This window comes from Cryobacterium sp. TMT1-2-2 (assembly GCF_004403505.1).
Lineage (GTDB): Bacteria > Actinomycetota > Actinomycetes > Actinomycetales > Microbacteriaceae > Cryobacterium > Cryobacterium flavum.
Window position 1 is genome coordinate 53,817 of sequence record NZ_SOGS01000010.1, and the last position, 24,829, is coordinate 78,645.

23 protein-coding genes and 1 pseudogene are annotated in these 24,829 nt (G+C 62.0%); 3 read left to right on the forward strand and 21 right to left on the reverse strand.

Going from position 1 to position 24,829, the window contains the following annotated elements:
- Positions 1-8: 8 nt before the first annotated feature.
- From E3T35_RS07795 to E3T35_RS07810, 4 genes are all read right to left on the reverse strand, one after another.
- Positions 9-1,637 carry an AMP-binding protein gene (locus tag E3T35_RS07795; RefSeq protein WP_134378337.1) on the reverse strand — a complete coding sequence of 543 codons (1,629 nt, stop codon included), beginning with the start codon at positions 1,635-1,637 and terminating at the stop codon, positions 9-11.
- 132 nt (positions 1,638-1,769) lie between these two features.
- Positions 1,770-2,672 carry an acyl-CoA thioesterase II gene (locus E3T35_RS07800; protein WP_134378338.1) on the reverse strand — a complete coding sequence of 301 codons (903 nt, stop codon included), beginning with the start codon at positions 2,670-2,672 and terminating at the stop codon, positions 1,770-1,772.
- Complete coding sequence (locus tag E3T35_RS07805) at positions 2,669-3,106, reverse strand: cupin domain-containing protein (RefSeq protein WP_134378339.1); 438 nt, start codon at positions 3,104-3,106, stop codon at positions 2,669-2,671. Before E3T35_RS07805 ends, E3T35_RS07800 begins: the two co-directional genes overlap by 4 nt.
- Before the next feature lie 56 nt (positions 3,107-3,162).
- Positions 3,163-4,014 (reverse strand): fumarylacetoacetate hydrolase family protein, encoded by an 852-nt coding sequence (locus E3T35_RS07810; protein ID WP_134378340.1) that lies wholly within the window; start codon positions 4,012-4,014, stop codon positions 3,163-3,165.
- A gap of 259 nt (positions 4,015-4,273) precedes the next feature.
- Here E3T35_RS07810 and E3T35_RS07815 point away from each other — a divergent pair, with 259 nt between their 5' ends.
- Positions 4,274-4,642: a RidA family protein gene (locus E3T35_RS07815; protein WP_370449311.1), complete on the forward strand. Its 369-nt coding sequence runs from the start codon at positions 4,274-4,276 to the stop codon at positions 4,640-4,642.
- Here E3T35_RS07815 and E3T35_RS07820 read toward each other — a convergent pair.
- Positions 4,626-5,465 carry a PaaX family transcriptional regulator C-terminal domain-containing protein gene (locus E3T35_RS07820; RefSeq protein WP_134378342.1) on the reverse strand — a complete coding sequence of 280 codons (840 nt, stop codon included), beginning with the start codon at positions 5,463-5,465 and terminating at the stop codon, positions 4,626-4,628. The two genes, E3T35_RS07815 and E3T35_RS07820, sit on opposite strands and share 17 nt — an antisense overlap.
- A gap of 286 nt (positions 5,466-5,751) precedes the next feature.
- Here E3T35_RS07820 and E3T35_RS07825 point away from each other — a divergent pair, with 286 nt between their 5' ends.
- A complete protein-coding gene (locus E3T35_RS07825; RefSeq protein ID WP_198421009.1) occupies positions 5,752-6,555 on the forward strand; it encodes a cyclase family protein in 804 nt (267 codons plus the stop codon).
- Between the two features lie 169 nt (positions 6,556-6,724).
- Here E3T35_RS07825 and E3T35_RS07830 read toward each other — a convergent pair whose 3' ends face one another.
- The 14 genes and pseudogenes from E3T35_RS07830 to E3T35_RS07895 form a co-directional block, all read right to left on the reverse strand.
- On the reverse strand, positions 6,725-7,954 hold the full coding sequence (locus E3T35_RS07830; RefSeq protein ID WP_134378343.1) for a hypothetical protein: 1,230 nt from the start codon (positions 7,952-7,954) through the stop codon (positions 6,725-6,727).
- 8 nt (positions 7,955-7,962) lie between these two features.
- Positions 7,963-8,229, reverse strand: a complete 267-nt coding sequence (locus E3T35_RS07835; RefSeq protein ID WP_134378344.1) for a hypothetical protein — start codon at positions 8,227-8,229, stop codon at positions 7,963-7,965.
- Between the two features lie 78 nt (positions 8,230-8,307).
- Complete coding sequence (locus E3T35_RS07840; RefSeq protein WP_241988764.1) at positions 8,308-8,694, reverse strand: sulfate permease; 387 nt, start codon at positions 8,692-8,694, stop codon at positions 8,308-8,310.
- Between the two features lie 320 nt (positions 8,695-9,014).
- Entirely contained in the window at positions 9,015-9,719 is a 705-nt protein-coding gene (locus E3T35_RS07845) for an alpha/beta fold hydrolase (protein WP_134378345.1), read from the reverse strand.
- A gap of 186 nt (positions 9,720-9,905) precedes the next feature.
- Positions 9,906-10,208 carry an XRE family transcriptional regulator gene (locus E3T35_RS07850; protein WP_134360672.1) on the reverse strand — a complete coding sequence of 101 codons (303 nt, stop codon included), beginning with the start codon at positions 10,206-10,208 and terminating at the stop codon, positions 9,906-9,908.
- 65 nt (positions 10,209-10,273) lie between these two features.
- On the reverse strand, positions 10,274-10,627 hold the full coding sequence (locus tag E3T35_RS07855) for a type II toxin-antitoxin system RelE/ParE family toxin (RefSeq protein ID WP_134378346.1): 354 nt from the start codon (positions 10,625-10,627) through the stop codon (positions 10,274-10,276).
- A 141-nt stretch (positions 10,628-10,768) separates the two neighbouring features.
- A pseudogene (locus E3T35_RS07860) lies at positions 10,769-14,163 on the reverse strand (relaxase domain-containing protein).
- Between the two features lie 222 nt (positions 14,164-14,385).
- Positions 14,386-15,966 carry an ABC transporter substrate-binding protein gene (locus E3T35_RS07865; RefSeq protein WP_134378347.1) on the reverse strand — a complete coding sequence of 527 codons (1,581 nt, stop codon included), beginning with the start codon at positions 15,964-15,966 and terminating at the stop codon, positions 14,386-14,388.
- A complete protein-coding gene (gene menC / locus E3T35_RS07870; RefSeq protein WP_241988766.1) occupies positions 15,911-17,038 on the reverse strand; it encodes an o-succinylbenzoate synthase in 1,128 nt (375 codons plus the stop codon). Before menC ends, E3T35_RS07865 begins: the two co-directional genes overlap by 56 nt.
- A gap of 51 nt (positions 17,039-17,089) precedes the next feature.
- Entirely contained in the window at positions 17,090-17,923 is an 834-nt protein-coding gene (locus E3T35_RS07875; protein WP_134378349.1) for an ABC transporter ATP-binding protein, read from the reverse strand.
- The gene (locus E3T35_RS07880) at positions 17,920-18,972 is read right to left on the reverse strand and encodes an ABC transporter ATP-binding protein (RefSeq protein WP_134378350.1); all 1,053 of its coding nucleotides are present in this window, start codon (positions 18,970-18,972) and stop codon (positions 17,920-17,922) included. The genes E3T35_RS07875 and E3T35_RS07880 overlap by 4 nt, the downstream gene beginning before the upstream one ends.
- Before the next feature lie 9 nt (positions 18,973-18,981).
- Positions 18,982-19,872, reverse strand: coding sequence for an ABC transporter permease (locus E3T35_RS07885; RefSeq protein WP_134378351.1), 891 nt, complete (start codon positions 19,870-19,872; stop codon positions 18,982-18,984).
- A gap of 10 nt (positions 19,873-19,882) precedes the next feature.
- Positions 19,883-20,815: an ABC transporter permease gene (locus E3T35_RS07890; RefSeq protein ID WP_198421010.1), complete on the reverse strand. Its 933-nt coding sequence runs from the start codon at positions 20,813-20,815 to the stop codon at positions 19,883-19,885.
- Between the two features lie 11 nt (positions 20,816-20,826).
- Positions 20,827-22,062, reverse strand: a complete 1,236-nt coding sequence (locus E3T35_RS07895; protein ID WP_198421011.1) for a M20/M25/M40 family metallo-hydrolase — start codon at positions 22,060-22,062, stop codon at positions 20,827-20,829.
- 71 nt (positions 22,063-22,133) lie between these two features.
- Here E3T35_RS07895 and E3T35_RS07900 point away from each other — a divergent pair, with 71 nt between their 5' ends.
- On the forward strand, positions 22,134-23,138 hold the full coding sequence (locus tag E3T35_RS07900; protein ID WP_134378352.1) for an Lrp/AsnC family transcriptional regulator: 1,005 nt from the start codon (positions 22,134-22,136) through the stop codon (positions 23,136-23,138).
- 82 nt (positions 23,139-23,220) lie between these two features.
- Here the strand turns inward: E3T35_RS07900 and E3T35_RS07905 are convergent, their stop codons facing one another.
- Both E3T35_RS07905 and E3T35_RS07910 read right to left on the reverse strand, forming a co-directional pair.
- The gene (locus tag E3T35_RS07905; protein ID WP_134378353.1) at positions 23,221-24,249 is read right to left on the reverse strand and encodes an alpha/beta hydrolase; all 1,029 of its coding nucleotides are present in this window, start codon (positions 24,247-24,249) and stop codon (positions 23,221-23,223) included.
- Positions 24,246-24,829: DUF6545 domain-containing protein (locus E3T35_RS07910; RefSeq protein WP_370449309.1), on the reverse strand; the 584-nt coding region annotated here is incomplete at its 5' end. The genes E3T35_RS07910 and E3T35_RS07905, both read right to left, overlap by 4 nt.

Consider the following 24,829-nt stretch of genomic DNA (forward strand, 5'->3'; position numbering starts at 1 on the left):
TCGTCTTCTCAGGCATCGTTCGCGACCAGACGGTCGCGCAACTGGAAGTGCTGGAGTTTGCCGCTGGGGTTGCGCGGCAGTTCGCTCACGAAGGTGACTTCGCGCGGGTATTTGTAGGGGGCGATCGTTTGCTTGACGAAGTCCTGGAGCTCCCTGCGCTTGGCGTCGTCACCCTCCACGCCCTCCCGGAGAACCACGTATGCGCTGACGATGTTGCCGCGATAAGCATCTGGCTTGCCGATCACTGCGCATTCCACTACGTCGCTGTGCTGGCCGAGCGCCGACTCGACCTCAGGGGCACCAATGTTGTAGCCGGAGGAGACGATCATGCTGTCCGAGCGGGCCTCGTACCAGAAGTACCCGTCCTCGTCGCAGCGGAACGTGTCACCAGTGACGTTCCAGCCGTTCTTGACGTAATTGAGCTGGCGGTCATCGTTGAGGTAGCGGCACCCCGTCGGGCCGATTACGGCCAGGCGGCCGAGCTGGTTGACCAACGCCTCATTCCCGTCGTCATCCATCACCATCGCACGGAATCCTGCGACGACCTTGCCCGTGGCGCCGGGGCGAATGTCGTCGTCCGCTGCGGAGATGAAAACGTGCAGCATTTCGGTCGATCCGATGCCGTTGATCAGCTTCAGCCCGGTTTTCTCATATACCTCGGCCCAGACCGAGCTGGGCAGATGCTCGCCGGCCGAGATGGCTCGGCGGATGCCGCGGAGCAGGTCGGCCTTGCCGCCGCGCAGGATCGCCCGGTAGGCGGTCGGCGCCGTGGAGAGGATAGTTACACCGGCCGCGTGGGCGAGTTCCGCTAGCTCCACGGGAGTGGCGCGCTCGATCAGCAGCGAGGAGGCACCGAACCGCAGCGGGAAAACGACGAGGCCGCCGAGGCCGAAGGTGAATGCCAGGGGCGGGGAGCCGGAGAAGACGTCATCGACCGTGGGTTTCAGTATCAGTCGGGCGAACGTATCGGCGTTGGCCAGGATGTCACGGTGGAAGTGCATGGTGATTTTGGGCGTGCCGGTGGTTCCCGACGTGGGGCCAAGTAAAGCAACATCATCCGCTGCGGTCTGCACGTTGACGAACTCCCCGGACTTCTCCGCGCACCGGGCGACCAGATCGTCCGATGATGGACTGCCGTAACTGATCAGCGCCATCTCGGGGCCGCCGGCCGCGTGCAGCTCGTCCGCGAAACGATGATCGCTGATTCCAACGACCGTTCCAGTGAGTGCGATGAGGCCTTCGATTTCTTGGGCACGCAGGGCCTGCATTGTGGTGACCACGACGCCACCGGCCTTCACCACCCCGAGCCAGCAGGCCACCAACCACGGGTTGTTCGGCCCGCGCAACAGTACCCGATTGCCCGGCACGACCCCGAAGTCCTCGGTCAGCACCTGGGCTACCTGGTTGGCCTTCGTGAGCAGATCGCCGTAGGTCCAGCGGATTCCCTCCGGCGTGAGCAGGCACGGTCGGTCAGCACCAAACTTGGCGACGGCATCGTCGATGAGCACGGTGGCCGCGTTCAGCCGGTCCGGGTACTGCAGCTCGGGGAGCGTGAACTCCAGGGTAGGCCACAGCTCGGACAGGGGCAGGTTGTCTCGGGCGAATGTATCCACATGGGCCGAAGCACTGAGATCCATCGGGCACCTTTCCGTTTGTGCGACCGCGGCCCGGGGCGTCTCTGCGCCGGACCCGCCGCTGTTCGTTGACGATAGCGTACATGTCTTCTTTGTGACGGTCGTAACAAATACGACACTTTTGCAGGCTGGTTGCTATTTCGGCGGCAGCTTGCGGATCATGCCCTCCTGCGCCACCGTCGCGAGCAAGACGCCCTCACGGGTGTAGAAGTGTCCGGTGGCGAGCCCTCGGCTGTGCTGCGTGGAGACCGCCTCCTGCACGTAGAGCACCCACTCGTCCATCCGCCCCTCCCGGTGGAACCACATCGAATGGTCCAGGCTCGCCGTGACGAGGCCGGCATCCGCCCAGGCGCTGCCTTGCTCCCGCAGCACGGGCTCCAGGATCGTGTAGTCGCAGACGTAGGCGAGAGCCGCACGCTGCACGTGCGGGTCGTCCGGCAGTTCGCCGAACGCCTTAATCCAGACTGCCTGGTGCGGCAGCCGCTCGGCTCCGGACTGCAGATACACCGGCGAGGACACGTGGCGCATATCGAAGCTGCGACCAGTTCCCCAGTAATCGGCTGCCGGTCCCTCGACACCCGCTAGGGTCGCCCCCGATGACGGCAGGTCCTCCGGTTGGGGCAACTGGTGCCGGTAGGGCAGGGGCAGCTCCGCTGCGAACTCCGGGCCCTCCTCTGACACATGGAAGGACGACAGCGCCGCGTATACGACCTTTCCGTTCTGGTACGCGCGCACCTGCCTGGTCGAGTACGAGCGGCCGTCCCGCAGATGCTCCACCTCGTAGCGAAGTGGCTGCAGAATGTCGGCTGGCCGCATGAAGTAGCTGTGCATCGAGTGCAGCTCGCGGTCGGAGTCCACGCTGCGCATCGCCGCCATCGCCGCCTGCGCGACCAGATCGCCGCCGTATGCCTTGGGCCAGGGCACGTACTGGGTGACGGCGGTGAAGGCTTGGTCGAAATTCTCCGGCTCGGCCGGCTCCAGCTCGACGGCCGCGAGGAAACGTGCCGCGCTCAGCGCGGCCTCAGCCGTGTCGCTCATGAGCGGCGATAGCCCTCCAGGCTGGAGTCGTCCACATCGGCCAGGTTGATCACGATATTGTCCGGGGTGCGCGTGGTCAGCCAGATGAGGTCCTCGGTGGTGCTCATGTTGACCTCGACGTGAGGCATGAACGGCGGCACGAAGACGAAGTCGCCCTCGCTCATGTCGATGAACTCGGAGTAGTTCTCGCCGAAGTAGATGCGGCCGAGGCCCTTGAGCACATAACCGCCGGTCTCAGCCTCACCGTGGTGGTGCGGCAGCGAGCGGTAGCCCGGGAGGTTGGTGACCTTGCCGAACCAGATTTTGGTGGCCGGCGTGTGCTGGATACTGACGCCGGAGACGCGGTGCGCTCCGCCGGACTGCCCGGTATCACCGTACTCGTGGCCCTGGCGGGTCACAACGGGAACGATCTTCTCGGTAACGATGTCTGACATGGTCAGCCCTTCTTAGCGGTCGGTTCGTGGTTGGGTTTGGCTTGAAGTGGCGCTGTTCAGTTCAGGGCGGGCTCGCGCACCGGCATCCGTACCCGGTTTCGCATTTCGCCGATTCCCTCGATGGCCGTTACAAGCACATCGCCGTCGGTGAGGAACTGCGGGGGCTTGCGGGCCATGCCCACTCCCCCGGGCGTTCCGGTTAGCACGACGTCACCGGGGCGCAGCACGGTGAATTTCGAGATGTAGGAGATCAGCGTGGCGGCATCGAAAACGAGAGTGGAGGTGCAGCCCTCCTGCACCACCTCGCCGTTGACGGTGCAGGTGACTGCCAGGCCCGACTCGGGGCTGCACTCGTCCGCGGTCACCAGCACCGGGCCGAGCGGCGTGCTGGCATCGAACGCCTTGCCCTGCAACCACTGGAGCGTACGACGCTGCCAGTCCCGCATCGAGACGTCGTTGGCAACGGTGTAGCCGGCGATGGCAGCGGATGCCTCCTCCGGCGTGCATTTGTAGACCTCGGCACCGACCACTACGGCCAGCTCGGCCTCCCAGTCGATCTCGCTGGACTCGCCGTCGAGCCTGAGGTCGGCGTAGGGGCCCGTGAGCGTATCGGCGAACTTGGCGAACAGGGTAGGGAACTGCGGCAACTCCCGCCCCAGCTCGAGAATGTGCTCGGAGTAGTTGTGGCCGCAGCACAAAACCTTCGACGGGGCGGGGACGACGGCGCGGTAGCTCGCGTCCTGCACGCTCACGGCGGGTTTGTCGCCCAGGTGCGCTTCCACGATTAGACGCCAGTCCGGCAGGTTCAGGAGTGCGCCGACATCGTCGGCGGGTAGCAGCACGAAGTGCCCGGAAACCTCAACGGCGGCCGTTGAGACGCCGTTAACTTCGAGCGTTGCTAGTCTCATCGCTGTTGCACCTCAGTCTTCATTGAATGAATAGGCGTGTGTGTGTGGTTGTGCCGCAGTTCAGGGACCTCATGTTGCGTTTTCATGACGAACGTTATGAAAAGACTATATGCTTTTGAAATTAGCACAATAGGTAGCCCGACGAAAATGCTCATGGAAGTGTTGCTGACTCGATTGGCCCCGAACGTACACTCGCACCTACTCGCATCACCACCGAAGGAGACCGCACGTGACACACCGTCTCGTAAATCCCGATCACATGGCCACTCCCTCCGGCTTCTCCCACGGCGTGCTCGCCGGTAACACCCTCTACTTGGGAGGGCAGACCGCAATGGACACCACCGGCGCCATCGTGCCCGGCGGCATCGTCGCCCAGTTCCGCCAGTGCTTCCAGAACGTGCTGGACACCCTGGCTGACGCTGGCGGCACTCCCGACGATCTCGTCTCGGTGACGATCTACCTGACCGACGTCGAGGACTACCAGGCAAACGGGCGCGAAATCGGACGGGTCTGGCGCGAACTAGCCGGAACCCGATACCCCGCCATGGCCGGCATTGGCGTCACCAGGCTGTGGCAGTCGGAGGCCCTGATCGAGATTCAGGGCGTAGCCGTCATTTCTGGTGAATGATCCCCGACACATAGTCATGGGACAGCGGACCAAGCAGACCGCGCAGGTCGCCAAAAAGCGCCTCCGCCGACACGCCGTTCCAGTCGCCGGGCAGGTACTCCAACGGCAGGCCCGGGTCGAGGTACGGTAGGCGCCGCCACTCGGTGAGCATCGGAACGTAGTCGGTGAAGGCATCCTTCATGCTGACCGCATTGGTTGGTGTCAACTGCGCGAGCCTGGTCTGCCAGCGACGGAGTAGCCCATCATAACGCTCGACGAAGTCCGCGTACATGTGATCGAGCGCATCCAGATCCCACCAGTCGGAGACCTTCGCCAATAGCTCACCCGCCCCCAGATGGTCGGCGCTAAAAAAGTCTACGTACTGGTCCAGACCGAGTCGCTGCAGCTGCAGCTGCGTCTGCTTCCAGATTTTGGCGGGTGCGATCCAGACGCCGGGCGTCACGGAGCCGTAGCCCAGTCGCGTCAGCTCGGACCTGAGCACATGCCGTTTCGCGCGGACCGATTCGGGAATGGAGAATACCGCCAGCAGCCATTTGTCCTCGACCGACGCCCGGACCGGAGCGTAGATACGCGTGTCGCCTTCAGCGAACATTTGCACGCTTCCGGCCGAGATCGCATATGTGGCAACGCCGTCATTTCGGCGGCTCTCCAGCACGCCTCGGCGCTTGAGCCTCGACACGGAAGAGCGCACCCCGGCGGCTTCGATGCCCAGGTCGCCCATCAGCCGCACAAGAGCTGCAACCGGCAGCGCGTCGCCCTCTTCACGAGCATACAGTCCGTAGATCGTGACAATTAGTTGCTGGTGCCGGGGGCTCACCGTCATTTCGGCAACACTCGATTCGGTCGCGCTGGTGTCGGTCCGCCTCACTTTAGCGGCCTGGCTGCGTCGACATGAGACTGCTCGGTTTCAACCATTTCCCCAGAGTATCCGTCATTCTGCGTCCAACACGCTTACAGCACCCCATCATCTAGTGACGCGCAGCAAGTGCCGAAATTACATAGGCTGCTAATTTGACGATCGTAACAAAAGCTTGACATGACTTCGTGCTGCTGGGACGATCTAGTCCACAGAAGGACAGTCACGCACGTTGGAAGATTGGATACGGGACATGACGATTGTGCACGAAAGTTCTCTATTGACAAGCTTGGCGATGGCAATTCAGAGCGATGCGGTCGAGATCATCGATCTCACGACCCCGCTCAGCGCCGCAACGCCCGCACTCAGGCTTCCGGCACCCTTCGCAAACCTGATCGACTTCAGCCTTGAAGAAGTCAGCGCGTACAACGAATCCGGGCCGTATTGGAAGCACAACAACATCCACACGGGCGAGCATGTTGGCACGCACATTGATGCGCCCATCCATTGGATATCGGGCCGCGACAGCCACGACGTGGCCACCATCCCGCTAAAGAAGCTCATCGGATCTGCATCGGTCATTGATCTCAGCGCAGAGGCCGAGAAAAACCCGGACTTTCTGCTCGAGGTTGAGCACGTGAAGGCGTGGGAGCTGGAACACGGCCAGCTCGAAGAGAACACGTGGCTTCTTTTCCGCACCGGCTGGGACCAGTATTCCTCGGACGAAGCCAGATTTCTCAACGCCGACACGACGGGGCCACACACGCCGGGGGTATCGGTCGAATGCGCTAAATGGCTCGCCAACGAGACCAAGATCTCGGGATTCGGCGTCGAAACCGTTGGCATCGATGCCGGCGGGGCCGCGGGCCTGGATCCCGCGTTCCCGATGCACTATTTCCTTTTGGGCAAGAACAAGTATGGGCTGACTTCGCTGCAGAACCTCGCACAACTCCCGCCCGTGGGCAGCATAATCGTTGTAAGCCCGCTTCCCATCGTCGGCGGCACGGGCAGCCCTACGCGGGTGTTCGCGCTCGTAGACCGGTCGACGGAGTCGTAAGTGTGTTGATAGTGGATCTCCGTGCGGGAGCACCTGACTGACACGATATGCAACAGGCCATGAGTACGCTCCAACCCGGAGTTTCATCGCCAGACAGCACGACTCGACATTGCCACGATCGCGGTGCACCCCGTTCCATAACATGTGGGCCATGACGTGCACCTGTCAGCTAAACGAGTGGCAGGCGGTTAACCCGATTCTCAACCGCATGTCGACGAACTTGGAACGAAGCCCCAATCCGCAATGTCGCAATACGGACAAGTTTCCGAGCCTCCTCGACGGTCACTTTGTCTGTGGGATTGCGCTCGGCGATCTCCTGGACTGCAAGCTGGACGATCAGAGACTCGACCGGCGCAAGTGGCTTGCGGCGATTCGCCCTCGCCCTGCTCCCCATTTCAGCGTCAACGCCATACCGCGCACGATTGCGCTGGACCTGAAAGACGACGGTTTTCACAAGCACATCAAACTGCCGTTGCCTCTCCACCCGCCTAACCTCGGCCTTCGTACTCCGCACCGCGGCCGCGACGTCGCGGCCCGTCAGCAGGTCGACCCGGCGCATCCGCTCTGAAACGATCTCGACGGCGCGGGCGTAAACGACGCCCTCCACCGACACCGGCGGAAGCCCGACCCGCGCCCGCGAAAACACGTACGCCTCGGCGAACTCGCGCATGCGGGCACCGTTCTTGAGCATGTGCTCGGTGAGCGATTCGGCGAACACCGTGAACTGCCGCAGATGCTCGGGCCGTGACGGGTCATTGAAGTAGGCGTCGGCCTCACGCTCATTCGCCCGGCGCTCAGCCGCAGTCGTCGCGTGCAGAAGTTTCGGCGGGAGGCCGGCCCGACTCAAGCTGCGCTTCAGCCGCCGCGCGGCAGCGTTGGCTTCCAGCTCGGACTGGTAGATCTCGGGATCACGGCGCCGGTTTCGCTGCAACTCGGCACGGTGCTCCTTGTTGCGCTCGGCCCACTGCCGGGTGATCTGCTTGGTGCGCTCGGGGTCCGCATCCCTCCTGGCCGCAGCCCGGGCGTTCACCTCATCGCGATGGGCCTCGTAGTAGCGGTTGTAATACTCGCGCACCTTCTCGCGATTCTCCGCAACCCACCGCTGCTGATACTCACGCCGGCGCTCCGGATGCTCCACCCGCCAGCGCTTCGCCCGTTCCCTCCCCCGCGCCTGCACCTCCGCCTCGCGATGTCGGCGAGCCGCGGCCCGACGCATCGAATCCCGATTGAGCTCCCGGGCCCGATCCAGGTGTTCCGACCGCCAGAGACGATTCAGCTCGCGGATCCGGTCGCGGTTCGCCGTCACATACTGGCGCCGCCTCTCCGCAGCGTCATCGACAGACGGATGCTCCTCCAGCGACTTCTGCGTCGCGGCGGTTTCCTCAGATGGGTCGCTCATAATCGCGGCTACTCGGCAGGCGTCGGGGCCAGCTCGATGACCAGAGCAAGCAGTTCAGAGCGATGCGCTGTCGGATTCGTGATCACACGCCCAACCACGACTCGGAGCCGCTCGGCATCCTCGTCTCCAATCCCGGCAACGGGCTCCAGGCAGTACGCAATGTCGTTCTGCAGGTTGGGGCCGTCATCGTCGACGGCGACCTCCGGATAGTAGAACAGCGCGGCCAGCGCGGTGCGGCTGAGCAAATCGTCGAACTGCTCCTGCGAGATCGTCATAACGAAGCCTCCTCTGGGCGGACCTGTGTGTGAGCCAATCATGTCGCTATCAAGAGGTGCGCCAGCCCAGACGTGCCGTTAGCCGTGCCTCGAAACGAGTATGGGCTCGTCGACGTGCTCTACGTCGTCGGCGAGCAGCGTCCTCGTCATGCGACGGCGTGCCACGGCTTCACGAGCGCGTACCACCATCAACTTCAGCAGGCTGATCGGCCCGATCATAAGAAACTTCAGGGTGTTCCAGAGACACAGAATCTCGAGCAGGTTCAGCCAACCGGGACTACCGGCTTCGATCTGCCCGCGGGAATAGACAGCTGCAAGGGCATACGGAACCGCGAGTAGCATCGCCGGCACGCCCCACTTCAGCCCCCGCCGCGTATTGATCGCGTCAATCACGATGGCGGTCGGCATGAACCGACGCAAGAAAAAGTAGCTGCGGGCGGTGGCGGCCAGGATGAATTCAAACATGTCGCGACCTTTCAGATGTTCGGCAACAAGAACCTGAAAGGACTGAAAGTCGTACCGTCGCAACGAGCGACAGCGCGTAATAGAGGCTGCCTAGAAACACTGTACGACTGGATGCCCACGGGCGAAAGTGCCGCTGGCACAGGGCGGATGCTCCCCCGCGACTGTTCGAGCGCATCCGCTCCACGATATTCGTCACAGCGTGACGGGCGAGCGAAAGTGTCCGGTACTTCGCGCGCCAACCGGGACGCCGCGTTGGACATCGACCGGGTCGTGGTCGTCGAGATCAGATTCTTCCAGAGCCGGGCCTAATCCACCGGCCGTCAGTGGACTGCGGCGTGGTCGATCAGCTCCGCGAGGTCGACCGGTCGCGACCACATCGGCCAGTGCCCCGTCGGCAGATCGACGAGAACGAGCGCGGTGTGATCCAGCAGTCCGGCGAGAAATCCCATCCCCTGTTCAGCATAGGAGCGATACTCCGCGCTCGGGAAAGCAGTGCAGATGACAGTGCCGGGCACGGCGAGCCGAGCCGGGTCGGACAGAACCACCGGGTCGCTGACGGTGTGACCGGGCTGCGGTACAGCGCGCTCCCGGAAAGTGCTCAGTTGCTCGTCCGTGAGATCGCGCATGCTGCCCTCGGCCATCTCACTGTCCCACGCAGCCGATAGCGGAAACTCCTGATCTTGCAGCTCGGCATTCATAGCAAAGCCATCACGGACAGGCGCCGCGTCGACGAAGGCTACGTGATCAACCAGGCCGGGATGGCGGTCAAGCACCACCGTGCCAGGCAGCGCCGCGCCGCTGTGGACGACGAGCACTCGGCGATCGGCGCCGCGATCGAGCGCTGCGGCGATGGCCTCGGCGTGGTCATCGAGGGTCACGCCGCCGCGGCCTGAATCGTCCGGTTCAAGGCCTGGCAGTGTCAGGGCGGCAACGGCGTAACCGCGGTCCACGAGAAGGGGTGCAACGTCATCCCATGCCCACGCGCCGAGCCAGAATCCAGGAACCAAAACGATCTGGGTTGTCATGCACACATCCTGCCAGTCCTCCCCCCGCGGGTCGAGAGTCGCGCCATTTTCCTAAACCAATCGTCCCTTACGGCGTCGGTTGTGGCATCGAGACAGCCGCCGACGTGACTGTGGCGATGGACTGCTGGGTTTCGATACCGCTGTCAGCGAGAAGCGGACACCCGGCCTGCACGGCCGCCGAACCAGTCAGGCGATCTGGTAGGTCTCCTCGCCGATCTCGACTTCAACTTTGAGCCGGCCGCCGACTGCTTCAACGTACTTTCGGAGTGTGTCGACCTGGGTTCGTTCGATGTCACCGTGCTCAATGCGCGAGATCCGGTTCTGAGTGACGTGCAGCAACGCCGCCAGTTCAACTTGAGTGAGGTCGTTCGCTTCGCGGAGCTCACGAAGGCGATAAGCGCGCACCTCGTCGAGCATCCGTTTCTTGTGCTCGTCGACAGCGGCCCGATCTACTGGGCGCCGGGCGAGCATGTCGTCAAGGCTGGTCATCGTCTCGGTCTCTTCTGGTTGATTAGAACATCGTGGTTTGATCTTGGGCTTGAGGCGCGTGCAATTCAGTTGTCGTTCTTCAATCCCTTGAGGTGTTCATCGAATCGGTCATCGGCAATCGAGATGTTTGTTCTGTACCAACGTTTCCAATTTCCGGCCTTGTCACCTGCCACGAGGAAGATGGCTTTCCGTCGCTGGTCGAATGCAAACAGTGCGCGCAACTCGGATCTTCCGGCCGAACCCGGCCGGAGCTCCTTCATATTCTTATGGCGAGAATCAGTCACGGTGTCAACGATCGGTCGGCCGAGCTGCGGTCCCCTTTCGGCGAGCAGCTCGATCGCGGCGATCACTTGTTCATACGAATCATCGTCGAGCTCGCTTAGCCAATCTTCGATGAGCGTCAGGTCGACGGCCCACATGTCATATCCAAACTATAACTCTCAGGGTGTATTACATCTACGGTTTACGGTAGATTGTGTGGTTCATGCCTAGCCAGTGCATAGAGCGTATTCGGGACGGTCGCGGTGTCGAACGTCCTTGGCGCAATCTGTGGACGGTCCTCATCGAGTGAGTCCTGCGAGTACTCTCGACCGGCTCAGAGCATCGACGCGCTGGTCTTGACCCAGGCGCTGCGCCGCCTCAAGCGCGGCGCGAGCGCGAGCGGCATCGAGCTTCTGTGCCGTGGACTCCGGTAGTGCACCAAGAGGCTTCGCACCGACGATGCCGTAGCGGTCTCGGTAGGCCGCGACGGTGCATCCGCTTTGGCGCCAGACCACGGAGGCTGATCCCCGCGGTGCGGGCCCGAGGGCTCGAGCCCACGGCTCCCCCACAAGCAAGGCCTGGGCGAGCACGGCGGCCGCTCGCAACTCGATCAGGTCGGCGCGCTCGACCAACGCCTGGTGCATGGCGTGATCCATCGGCCCAAGCGCCCGTGGGATGAGCCCGGCGACGAGCCTCGGCGCACGGCGCGTTCGACCGGCACCGGAATCCCGCGAGACGACCGCGGCCACCCGGGCTCGCAGCACCGCCGCGATGTCCTGCGCGTCGTCGAATCCGCGAGCCGCGACCACGCGGGGCAGCAGGGTCGCCACGTCGACAAAGTGGGCCTCGGCCCGCCGCAGCTCCGCGGTCAACTGGCCGAAGGCATCCGAATTGATCACATCCAAGGCCTGCCCAGGCGACAGACCGCTCGCTCTCACGAGAGAAACCCACCGGTCGTGCTGCGCGGCCGCCGCGAGGGTCTCGCACTCCGCCGCGAGTTGCGCCACCGAACCCCACGCATTCTGCTCCGCCGCCAGAGTCTCGTGCGCCGACAGCTCGGCGCCGACGTGCTGCAAAATTCCGCAGAGGATGCTGCGCGCCGTCACGTCCGCAGCGTCACCCGGCCGCGGGCCGACGTGGGCGGCATCGGGCCGGTCGACGGCGACGTAGGCGGTGTTCGCCTTGCGTCCCCGCGTCATCGCGACGTACAGGTTCTCGCGCGGCATGCTCGGCGCCACGACGACGTGCGCGGTGTCGGTCGTGATGCCCTGCGCCCGATGCGACGTGACCACGTATCCCAGCTCGACATGCTGAGCGACGTACGACGCGGGCAGCAGCACCGTGCTCCCCCACCGTCGACCCGGCCGCCGCACCTCGACCGAACCGTTCCGATGCACGCCGATCACATTCCACCGATCGCCGTTGCGCACCCAACTGCGGGACGCATACAGCCGCCGGTCGTTCTTCCGGGTGATGACCGTGTCACCGACGGCGGCGCGGGTTCCGTCGTGCAGGGCGACTTCGTGCAGCGCGTCGACGCGGCCTTCCAGAATCAGCTCGGTGCGAGCGCGCACGTTCAGCGCCGAGACGGCCTCGTTCGAGTCGCTGATCAGCACGGTCGACTTCCCCGAGCGGATGTCCGCCCGCCACGCCACGTAGGCAGCATCCGCCATCGCCTCGGTGCTGCCATCACGCAGACGGTCGTGCGCGCCATACACGTCGATCGATTCCGGGTGGCCTTGGCGCAGTCCGAGGGAGGCGGTCTTCTCCCAGTCGTGCACGAAGCGGTGCACGTCGAGGAGTTCGGGAGCATCCGCTCGATCGTGCACGAGCAGCGAGAACGCACCGCCCGCTTCGACCGACTGCAGCTGGGCATAGTCGCCAACCAAAAGCACCTTCGCGCCCGCCGAAACGGTCAGGGAAGTGACCCGATCCAGCGGCAACGTTCCCGCCAGAGAAGCCTCGTCGATGATCACGAGCTGACCGGCCCGAAACGTTGAACCCTGGTCCACATGGGTCTGCCACCACTTCGCCAGGTTCTCGGTCGCAATACCGAGATCCGTCGCCAGCACCGTCGCAGCTGCAGCCGAGGGAGCCAGGCCGACGACGGAACCTGCTCCGTGCGATGCCTCCCAGGCTCGCCGCAGCGCATTCATCGCCGTCGTCTTACCTGCGCCGGCCGGCCCCACCAGCACGTCGATAGCACGGCCCGAGTCAGCGACAGAGGAGAGCGCCGCGAGCTGGTCGTCAGCGAGCCTCCCGCCACCCGGCAGCCGAGACGAAGTGGCCGACCCGAGCGCCACCCGGGGTGCGGTCAAAAGCGCAGCCCGCTCAAGGAGCCGAGATTCCGCCTCGAGCAACTCGGTCGAGGTGAACACCACGGAGTGCTTCGGCCGAAACACTGACGTCCCATCATCCCGTTGAAACTCCACAGGGCTCGAGGCGAGCTCTGGAGGCGTGAGGCGCAGGGACGCGCGCTCGGCAGCATCGACTATGAGCCCGACGACGGCTTCCCGATCGGATGCCGACACGAACCGGTACGGCATCGTTTGGCGCGCGGCCTCGGCCATGAGATTCCAGTGCCGCCAGGTAGCGCGCTTCTCGCTGACGGCCGTCATCACGCTCACCCCGAGCGCCTCCACAGCCGCGCGCGGCAGGTCCTCCGCACGCAGCAACACCGGAGACGACCCAGCGACCGTCAACACTTCATGCCCGAGCACCCGAGAAGCGCGCTCTCGTCACGCCGCCGTGAGGTCCGCCAGCGAGTGCACCTGCTTCGCCGGCCGCGTGGCCAGCGTCGCCTGCGCGCGCAGCTTCATGATCGTCACCGGCTTCGGACGATGCCCGTGACTGGTCACGTACTCCTCGATCAACCTGTCGGTCTCCACATCGATGTGCCGAGCCCGCGTCGAGAACTCCGCCACGAGCGCCTCCGGCACGCCCGTCAGAGCCCACGCGGCGTGGCGATCCCTTCCCCGCTCCCGCCGCTGCCACTGCACGCCGAGCGATCGCGTGAGCTCGTCGGCAAACAGGGATTCATGCAGTTCGGAGAGCGCCACCACGGCCTCGTGCATCGGCCGTCCGTCGAGCGAGCGCCACTTGCCGTCGAGCACGGTCTGCACCTTGTCGCTAATCACGACGTGCGTGTGCAGGTGCGGGTCGCCGCGACCTCGCGCTCCATATACGCAATCACCTCGGCCACCGCCGCATGGTGGGCCGCCGCGATGCGCTCCTGCGTGGCCATGTCGCCCACACCCCAGAGGATGCTCGCCGACTTCGGAATCGAAAACGTAAAGTCGTACCCCGCCACGGCACGACGGAGCTTGCCGTCGGGCTGTTCCAAAGCGGATGCCGCGGCCCGCTCAGTAGGTCCGCGACCGTCATCGCGCGGCCCGTCCAAGGCGTGTTCGGCGGCCGTGCGGTAAGCCGGATACGCACGCCCGAGAGGTTCGCCGCTCACCGGGTCGCGGCCCAGCCCGATCAGCAATTGCAGCTGCGCCTCAGTGACGACGTCACCTTCAACCACGCGCCCATCGCCAAGGCCGTAGAGTCCACCGCCCATCCACCGGCCCGGCGGGGTGCCTTCCTCGGTGTAGTAGCGAGTCAGCGGAGTCGATAGCAGGCGCTTGCCGTCACCAGCGGCGACCGTGCGCAGTAGGTACTTGTACCCGTCGCCGGCGCTCATGACCCGCATCGACACCGTCACCACGATCACCTCCGCCGTCAAAATGGAGGTGCGCCGCCTCGATCTGCAAGAGGCGTGGGACTGGAAATTGAGGGCCTCGTCTCGGCTCCGCTGTAGACGAACGAATCCCCTGCTCCAGTTGGAATTCAGGAGCAGGGAATTCAATGACGGTCGATCAAGCTGTCGATACCGAGAGTCTTAAGCTCTAAGACCCGTGCGGGCTGCAACCATCTAGCGAGTAGCGTTCCAGAAGATGTCGCCGGTCTGGAAGTCATACCCGGTGACATCAGCGCGAACTGCAGTGATCGTTTTCTTGTTGCCGTACTTGATGATGGGGAGATAGTCGAAGTAGGCCTTCTGCAGGTCCGCTGCTGCCTTTTCGGCATCGGCCGTGCTCGTAGAGGCATTTATCGCACCGAGCGCTGCGCTGATGCCCGCGTCATCTGTCCATCCGGGCCAAGTCGCGCTCAGGAAGACGAGGGAGTTGGGTACTGCCACCGGCGAGAACCCCGTGATGAAGATTTCGTAGGCTGCAGGATCGGTGCGATTCTGCAATACGGTGGCCCAATCGACCACGTTCAGGGTGGCGTTTACGCCCAGGTCGGTCAGTTGCTCCTGCAGAACGACAGCACCGTTGTAGTGGTCGTCGTATTCACGGGAGGTGAGAATCCGCACTTCCTCACCCGCATAACCAGCAGCATCCAACATCTCCTTGGCCGCCTCCTGGTCGTTCGGGTTGTATTCGTCAAGCGATTCATCCGAGTACCAAGGCGTTTGCTCCTCGGTCATGAGGGCACCGTTCATGCTGAAGAAGTCTTCGTTAGAGAAGGCCGCCGTCTGGATGTCAAGCAGGTTCAGACCCGCGTAGACGGCGTGGCGCATGGCTGGATCAGCGAACAGTCCCTGCTGTTTGTTGAAGATCGCAGCGTTGAAGCCATTGTCATTGACGTAGCTATCTATCGACGGGTCGCTGGCCAGTGCTTCGGCGCTGTCAAAGGGAATGGCATTGGCGCCGTCGTACTCCCCTGTCTGCAGGCCCGCGAGTCGAGTCGAGGGGTCCGCCACAAAACGAAAATAGATCTCGTTGATCGGTGCGTTCTTGTCGCCGGCAAGCCCGTCGGCCGCGAAGCCAACGTTCTCGTAATCGTCGAATTTCTGAAGGTGCACCCACGCATCCGTTTGCCATTTGATGAACTCGTATGGGCCGGTGCCAATGTAGTCTTCAACGCCTGTTACTGAGGCTGCGTCGATAATGGATTTGGGTTGGATGGCCGCGATCTGTGATGTGTCCGCGAGCAGATCCAGTCCGGTGAAGAGTGGCGCAGGGGTGGTGATCACGAGTGTGGAATCGTCGGGCGTCGTGAGCACGGCACCACCGAAGTACTGCTTTCCGTTGCTAGTTGTGGTCATCCAACGATTCATCGATGCCAAGACGTCTTCGATAGTCATGCTCGTGCCGTCGTGGAACAGAACTCCGTCCCTGATGGTGAAGGTGAATTCTGTGAACGTTTCGTTGGCCGAAAAATCGCTGGCCAACATCGGCTGGATCTCGTTCTGGGAATTGATCGTGATGAGGCCCTCGAACACGTTCCGCATGATGTCGCGTGTCACAACTGAGGTTGTCATCATTGGGTCGAGTGTCGGCGGCTGGGCGTTCCACGCCAGATTCAGCGTGTCATTATTGGCCGCGGTGGGCGACTCCGCACATCCTGCGGCAGCAAGCAGTACTGAGAAGGAGAGGATGGCTACAGAGATTCTACGAAACATGAAGTGGTTCCTTGTCGCTGAGAGTCGAGGGATACGCTGCGCCATTCGCGGGCCAGATCTCCATGGATTGGGTGAAGCGATCCAGCGCTTCCTGGTTGATGTCGTATCCGATTCCGGGGGCGGTTGGAACGTCAATCACTCCGCGGTTCATGGTGATTTCGGGCGTGACAATGTCTTCGTGCCAGTAGTTTGCCGATGGTGCCGTATCACCGGGCAGCACGAAATTGGGGAGCGTGCTCATGGCGATGTTGTGGGCGCGCCCGATGCCGGTTTCGAGCATGCCGCCACACCAAACCGGGATGCCATGTTCGGCGCACAGGTCGTGCAGCTTTTTCGCGGCAGTGAGGCCGCCAACACGTCCGGTCTTGATATTGATGATCTGGCAGGCACCGAGGGCGATGGCCTTTCGTGCGTCGGCACTGGAGTGGATGCTCTCATCGAGGCAGACCGGCGTTGAAATGGCCTTTTGCAGAACAGCGTGATCGATGATGTCGTCGTGTGCGAGGGGCTGCTCGATCATCATCAGATTGAACTCGTCGAACCGCTGCAGAAGCGGAATATCGTCGAGGGTATAGGCGCTATTCGCATCCACCATGAGTAAGACATCCGGGAATTCGCGACGCACCGCCCGGATCATGTCAACGTCCCGGCCAGGCTTCACTTTCATCTTGATCCGCTTGAACCCTGCATCGACGGCCGCACTGACCTTTTCCAGAAGGGCCGCATCCGTGGGTTGCAGGCCGATACTGACACCGACCTGCACCTGTGATTTAGTCCCGCCGAACGCGATGCTCAGAGACGCGCCGCGCTGTTTTGCGTACATATCCCACATTGCTCCCTCGATCGCCGAGATGGCCATGTTGTTGCGGCGTATCGGAGCGAACAGTTGGGACACCTCGTCGGGGTGGTCGATGGTTGTGCCGATCAGCATGGGCACGAGCAGTTCCTTGAGCATTACCGCGGTCGTCGATACCGTTTCCTCGCTATAGAAAGGGTCACGTCCTGCTACCGATTCCGAGTAGCCGATCGTGCCATCGGCACCGTGCGCCTCGAGAATTAGGATCTCGCGGTCGACCTGGGTGCTGAAGCTGGTTTGAAACGGATGTTTGAGGTCCATGCGAATTCGACGGGCCACTACGTGTGTCAGTTGCACTGTTTCGAGCCTTTCCTAGGTAACCGGTGTTGTGAGAGCTGCGCGACGCTCGCGCGCCAGTCGTGGATGCGATGCCGGGATCGCGTCCAGGAGCTGGCGGGTATAGGGATGCTGAGGGTTTGAGAAGATGTCGTCCGTTGAACCCTGCTCGACGATGCGTCCCTTCTGCATCACTGCGATGCGGTGGGATATGTGTCGGACGACACTCAAATCGTGCGAGATGAAGAGATAGGACAAGCCGAGTTCGACTTGCAGATCGTGAAGCATATTAAGGACTTGGGACTGAATGGAAACGTCGAGTGCTGAAACTGGCTCATCGCAGATGATGAGTTGTGGTCCCACGATGAGTGCACGCGCTACGCCAATGCGCTGCCGTTGACCGCCCGACATCTCGTGCGGAAATCGGTAGTAGTAGTCCTCCGCGAAGCCAACTCGGTCGAGAATTCGGTGGACGCGTTCGGTGCGCTGCTTGCGCGGCAGCCGATATTGAATTTTCAATGCCTCATCGAGAATTGCCCCGACTCGACGGTGTGGATTGAGCGAAGAATAGGGGTCCTGGAAGACCATCTGGATCTGTCTGCGGGTGGAATGCAATTGCTTTCGCGGCATTTTGAGCAGGTCCTGCCCCTGAAAGCTAACGATGCCTGAGTCGGGCTCGATCAAGCGCAGTAGCGCTCGACCGGTGGTGGATTTTCCGCAACCGGACTCGCCGACCAGTCCAAACGTCTCTCCCGGCAAGATGTCAAAGCTCACATCGTCGACGGCCTTCATGACCTTGGCGTCGCCGGATCGGCGACCGTGGAAGCTCTTGGAGAGGTTTCGCACCTCTAGCAACGGCTGGGCGGTCATCGGATGGCCTGGGTGGTTGTGGCGGGGATGGTATTCATCGGAATGTCTCTCCAGTTCCAGCAACGAACTTTGAGCGGAGTCGCGTCTCCGGCAAGCATGTCTTCGGTTTCCAGAGTCACGTCTTCCAAGGGAGGCGCGGAATCTCGGCATTTGTCAGTGGCGAAGTCGCACCGCTCGGCGAACCGGCATCCAACGGGCACAGCGTGCAGGGTGGGGACCCGCCCCGCAATCACATTCAGCGGCTCGCTACGATCCCGGTCGATTTCAGGTATGGATGCGAGCAGTCCCCGTGTGTATGGGTGCCGTGGCGAATCGAATAGTGCGTCGACATCCGCTTCTTCAACCACTTGCCCCAGATACATAACAATTACGCGGTCACACATTTCCGCCACGACACCGAGATCGTGAGTAATGAGGACGCTCGCCATATTTGAAGATGACTGCAGGGCACGGATAAGTGTCAGAATCTGGGCCTGGGTTGTGACGTCTAACGCCGTCGTTGGCTCATCGGCGATAAGCAACTTTGGATTGCCGCTGAGCGCCATCGCGATGAGAATGCGTTGGCGCAGTCCCCCGGACAGCTCGTGCGGGTACTGGGTCATTCGGTGCTCAGGATCAGGAACTCCGGTGCGTTCGAGGAGGGATATCGCAAGGCGATAGGCATCCTTCTGGCTCATCTTTTGGTGCACGGTGATCGCCTCAATCACTTGATTACCGATGGTGAATACCGGGTTGAGCGAACTCATTGAATCCTGGGCAATCATGGCTAGTTCGCTGCCGCGTGCTTTTCGCATTTCCGTTTCTGGCAGGGACAACAAGTCCCGACCATCCAATTCGACAGAGCCCGAGTAGGACGCATCCTTCTCATCGAGCAGGCGCATGATCGAGTCGGCAGTAACGCTTTTCCCACAACCTGATTCGCCGACGATCCCTAGAGTTTCTCCCCGGCGAACGGTGAACGAGACACCGTCCACGGCGGTAACAGGTCCACGCTCAGTCAGGAAGGAGGTCTTCAGATCGGTAACCGCCAAGAGAGCTGGCTTCGTCATTTTTGACCTCTACTTTCGTATGCTCTTGTGTCGTGGGTCGAGCAGGTCGCGCAGGCCGTCACCCAGAAAATTGATACCCAAGACGACGAGCATGATTGTGAGCCCCGGGAAGACGGTCATCCACCAGGCGCTGAAAATAAGCGTCTTGCCGTCGAAGAGGATGTTTCCCCAGCTCGGTTCCGGCGGCGGAACGCCTGCGCCAAGAAAACTCAAGGCAGCCTCAGTGATGATCGAGTCAGCGAAAATGAATGTGGCCTGGATCAGCAGGGGTGAGAGCACGTTCGGCGCAATGTTGACCCACAACACGCGGAAGGCACTGGCGCCCTGTGCTCGAAGGGACTCTATGTATGTCTGCTCTTTCACGACGAGGGCCGACGAACGCACCACCCGGGCAACATACGGGGTGAATACCAGCGACAAGGCCACGATCACGTTCTCGGTCTGCACTCCGAGGGCCGCCATGATTGCGATTGCCAGCAAGATGGCCGGAAACGCCATGAACCCGTCCAGGATGCGCATCAGGATACGGTCAGCGGTTTTGAAGTAGGCGGCGACGAGGCCGATGAGCAGTCCCAACCCTGAGGTGATGAGCGCGACAGAGAACCCCACCATGAGCGAGACATGTGATCCACTCACCACTCGAGCGAAGAGGTCGCGACCGAAGTTATCGGTGCCGAACCAGTTTGTGGTGGAGGGAGGCAGAAGCCGGTTGGGTGTATCCGTTTCATACGGGCCGGACGGAGTCAGTAGCGGCCCAATCAGCGCGATAAGCAGGATTAGGAGCAGGATGCTCCCACCCGTCATTACCTGTGAGTTGTTGCGAATTCGCCGCAGCTGGAGGCTCCGGCGGTCCGCCGTCATGCCGGGGAACAGCGGGCTCCGGGGAGCAAAAGAAGTCATGATCATGCTCCTAACTCACTTGCACTCGGGGATCAAGCAGCCCGTACAAGATGTCGATGATGAGGTTGATCAGCACGTAAGCGACGGCGATCAGGAGAACGGCGCCCTGGATGACGACGAGGTCGCGTCGATCAACGGAATTGATAATGAGCTGCCCTATCCCGGGAATGTTGAAAACAGTCTCGACCACAGCGGCACCAGCCACTAAGGATCCGAATGTCTGGCCTACTACTGTCAGCACGGGAAGCGACGCATTCTTGAATGCATGCTTGTAAGTAAGGGCGAAATCGCCCAGGCCCTTCGCCTTTCCGGTCTTCATATAATTCGAACCGAGGACGTCAAGCATGGACGAGCGAGTCATCCGTGCGATCAGTGCAGCCTGCATCGAGCCCAAGGCAAGCGCTGGCAGCAGCAGGTACCGCAGATGCTCAACTAACCCCGCGCTGAGAGGCTGGTACCCGGCGACCGGCAGCCAGCGAAGTCCAACCGAGAAGCAAAGAATTAGGAACAGCCCGAGTAGAAAGCTCGGCACTGAGATGCCAAGAATCGTGAGCCCCATGAAACCTTGATCGATGAGCGTTCCGCGACGTCGGGCCGCGATGATTCCAGCCGGCACAGCAACAAAGATGGCGAATAGCTCGGCCATGATCGCGAGGGACAGTGTCGGCCCAAGATGGGAAAGGAGCGCTGCCGCGACGGATTCGCCAAGGAAGGGCGAGGTGCCGAGGTCGCCGGTGAGTACACCACCCAGCCATCCGAAGAACTGTACGTACAGCGGATCATTGAGGCCGAGTTCCTGACGGAGTGCATCCACGTCTGCGGGTGACGCCTCTGGACCGAGCATGACCGCGGCCGCGTCACCCGGAGTGATGTGCATCAGGAGGAACACGACTACGGCGACGACGGCGAGTACTGGCACGAGCGCGCCAATGCGTTTCAGCACGAAAATCAACATCATTCAGCCCTGCCGCCGCCGGTACCCGAGCTATCAGCGGGCGACGACGGTTGGACTGACCAGCGTGTTTCGGGGAGCAGGAGGCCAGCCGCGAGGGCAGCACGTTCCACGAGGCCGGATCGGGTGGCGTACTCGTGCCGGGCGTGAGCGCCATCTCCGACCGCGCCTAGTCCATCGAGCACCGGGATACCAAGGGCAGCCACGAAATTGGCGTCACTTGCCCCACCCACCGAAACCTCAGCAAGCGGTATGCCCAGCAGCAGGCCGACTCTTGCCGCCCGATCAAACAAGACACCGATCTCGGGCGTCCGTTCGAAAGGCGGACGATTCCAGTCTGTGGTGACCTGCATCGTAATTCTGGGATCTGCAATGGTGAGGGAAGCAAAGCAGGAGTCGACCCTCTTCATTTCCTCACGACTACTGACGCGCACGTCGATTACGACCTGCGCGGCGCCAGCCGAAACGTTGCTGCGAGTTCCACCGCTCACCAGCCCCACGTTTACCGTCGTACCCTCGTCGTGGGCCGCAAACTGAACGGATTGAGTGATCACTTCGGCAATAGAGTGCACAGCACTGGCCCCGTCCAGCGGGTTAAGACCGGCATGCGCTTCAATTCCAGTGAGGTTCACGGTGAAGAGCCCAACGCCCTTGCGGCCTGTCTTGAGCGCGCCTTCTGAACTGGCTTCAAAGACATAAACCGCAGGAATTCCCGCGCACCGCGACTCGATCACGCTACGGGACGCGTGGCTGCCTGTCTCCTCGTCGCCGGTGATAACCAGTCGCGTGCTCGGCGTAAAACCGACAGTCTGTTGCAGAGCTCGAATTGCCCACACAAGCTGAACAAGGCCGGCCTTCATATCGAAGATTCCGGGACCGGTAAGGACCTCCCCGTCGAAGCGCATAGGCCAACCGGCGGCCGTGCCCGCAGGCCACACCGTGTCGTAGTGCGCAAGTACTGCTGACTGGGGGCGCGACTGGCCATAGTCGAGGACCGCGATGTTACCGACATCGAGACTCTTAAACGAATCTTCACGCGTCGGCATGCCGATGCGTGAGTAGATCCAGAGAAGGATCTTCTGCAAGCCTGCGTCCAAGAGTTGCTTATCGTCGCTGGGAGTTTCCCACTTTACGTAGTCTTCGAGATCATCGACCATCTCGTCGCTATGGCTGCTGAGATAGGTCAGAATTTCGTGCATCGTTTCGGATGCGAGAACGATCGGGAGGCGTGGAGGCATGTCGGTAGTCTTTGCCCCGGTGTGTTGTTAGCGTGTAATAGTGCCGATTAATTGCACCAATGGGGGTATAAATGCCGGATTCTTACGTTCCAGATGAGTTTGACATTGCAATTGTCGATAGCTTGAGCATCAACCCAAGGGCATCATGGACGACCGTCAGCGACGCCATTGGAAGTGACGCCAAGACGGTCCGACGGCGGTGGGACCGCTTAAATCGTCTCGGGCTCGCATGGACGCTCTGCGTGCGAGGGTATCTCGCACTCACCGTTCAAGATCATCTGAGCATTCGTTGCCGGCCGGGTTTCAGTGATGAACTGGCGAGGGAACTCTGCGAGCTGCAAGCCTGCCTCACTGTATCTGCCGTCTCGGGCGACGCTGATCTCCGGGTCCTCGTCGACATGCCCGACATTGCGTCTCTCCATGACTTCATGAACCATGAGATTTGGCGACACCCGGGCATTTTGAGCGTTGAACACAACATCGCGACCGAAGTCTTCCACACTGCCCACGGCTGGGTTTCTGGATCGCTTTCGTTGATTCAGCAAACAGCTCTAAGACAGACCGTCACCCAGCGAAGGACAACTGTCCCCGGTCTAACAGTCAGGGAAGAACAAATCGCAGTGATGCTGCAGCACGATGCGCGCCGCTCCATAACGGACATCGCCCAAGAACTGGGCGTGAGTGAGGCATCCGCCAGTCGAGATGTCCACAAGCTCCTCAGCTCCGACAAGATCCAGCTCAGAGCAGAATCGGCCCACGCCGTTGTAGGGTGGCCAGTTTCGGTTGGCCTCTTTTGTCAAGTGGACCCAAATTTTCTACGCGAGGCCGCAGCTGGTGCAGCTCGGCTGACTGGTGCCCGGGGCAGCCACACTGTCGTGAGCCCGAACTGGAACCTAATGACCATCTTTTGGCTCCGCGACCTCGCAGAAATCCACCGACTCGAAAGTACGCTTTCCAGATCAAATCCGACGCTCACGGTCGTAGGCCGGCAAGTGACGCTGAAGTCGTATAAGCGAATGGGGATGATCTTTGACGACAACGAACGTGCTGACAGGAACGTCCTAACCGCTCTCTAACCGAGAGTATCCTTTTCGGGTGTCACCCGTTAGAGGGAGCAGGTGTATGGAGGTATCGGCACCTTCTACCGCATTTGGATTTCTAGCTCTGTGATGCGTCAATGAGAGCCGCAAGCGCTTCCGGCTTGATCGACAGGACACCAAATTCAGCGGCCTTTGCGGCGACGTCGGCGCGCGCGATCCAATCGAAGCTGCGCAGATCGATCGGGTGGACGAGACCCACTAGTCGAGCCAAGGGCGGGGATTTCAGCCATGGGACGGCTAGCGCGCCGGCCCAACCGGGCAGGCCTGCTCGTGCACAGTTCGCCTCAAGCGTCGCGACCCAGTCGAGGATGGGCGAATCGAGCACCAATCCGGTGACGATGCCACGAAGATTGGGATCGGCGGCGAGCTGTAGGGCGATTGCAGCGCCCATCGACCAACCGAAGAGGATGACGCTGCTTGCGCCGTTCTCGCGGGCGTAGTCCACGGCCGCTCGCACGTCATCGGTCTCTGCAGCTCCGAGCTCCGATCGCCCGGTCCCCACGAGGGGACCTTCGCCGTCGTTCCGATACGTCACGACCAGCGACGTCAATCCGGCCTCGGAAGCTATATGCACACCACGCAGCGTTCCGGCGCGCGTGCTTCCGAGCCCGTGGATGTGGATGGCCCAGGTGGTCGACGGGGAGCCCTGGGGCGGGATCAGCCAAGCGGGCGCGGGGCCGACCTCCGTTTGTATTTCAACATCTGTTGCTTGGAGGCCGGCGTCGGCTGGGGTTTGGAAATAGATGCCGCTCCAAGATGCTCGCTGGCCGACAGCTACGTCTGGCCCCGACTCCCCCACGACCTCGCGGCCGACGAGACTCGGCCCGCGGTCCTCGACTCCGGGCGCCAGGCGAACCCAGCCGCCGTTCTCGAAGATGAGGCAGTAGTCGCCGGGCGCCGCGGTATGTGGCGTGCGATCGAGGATGACACTGGGTCGCTCCCCCGAGTTGTCCACTCCGCGAATGATGAGGTCGAACCTTCGGTCCCTCACCGGTGCGGTCAGTCGCCTCGCGATCACGAGGCCTAGCCCGCTTAGCCCTACGCCGGCCGCAGTCGCCACGCCCGCCAGCGCCCAAGCAACTCTCATCGCTTCTGCAGCACTGGACTGGTCGTCGCCCGTGATGCGGCGGGCGCCGGCTCAGTCGCTCCGCCACCAAGTAGGTGGCGCTCGGCGCGCTCGATGAGGTGCCGGTCTCGGTCATCGACCTGAAAGGACACTCGCGTATCAATGATCGCGTCGCGAATTTCGACGATCTGGCGGTGAAGTAACGTTTCGGGGTCGGTGCCGATTGACCCACGAGTGTTTTGGCTAATGCCGGGTCGCGCCGCGGTCGCCGCGGCCCAGAGCGGTTGGAGTTCTGCGACGAGCATTCGCGTTGTTCGTTCGCGCGATCGCGCCTGCAGAGCGCGGGCAGCGGGCTGGCCGGCGAATCCCAGGCACAGCAACACGAATGTCATCAGGTGCAGCGGTTCATAGGCGATGGCCACGGCCCCCATCAGACTGAGGTCACCGGCGAGGTGCGCGATATCCATGATGATGACGACGATGCTCAACAGAACGCCGAGGATGCTCCCGATGAGGAGGGACGTCGGCGGCATCCGCTGCACGCCTGCGCTTTTGCGAACTTGCCGGGCTGCGAGCCCTGCCATCGCGGATAGCACGATGG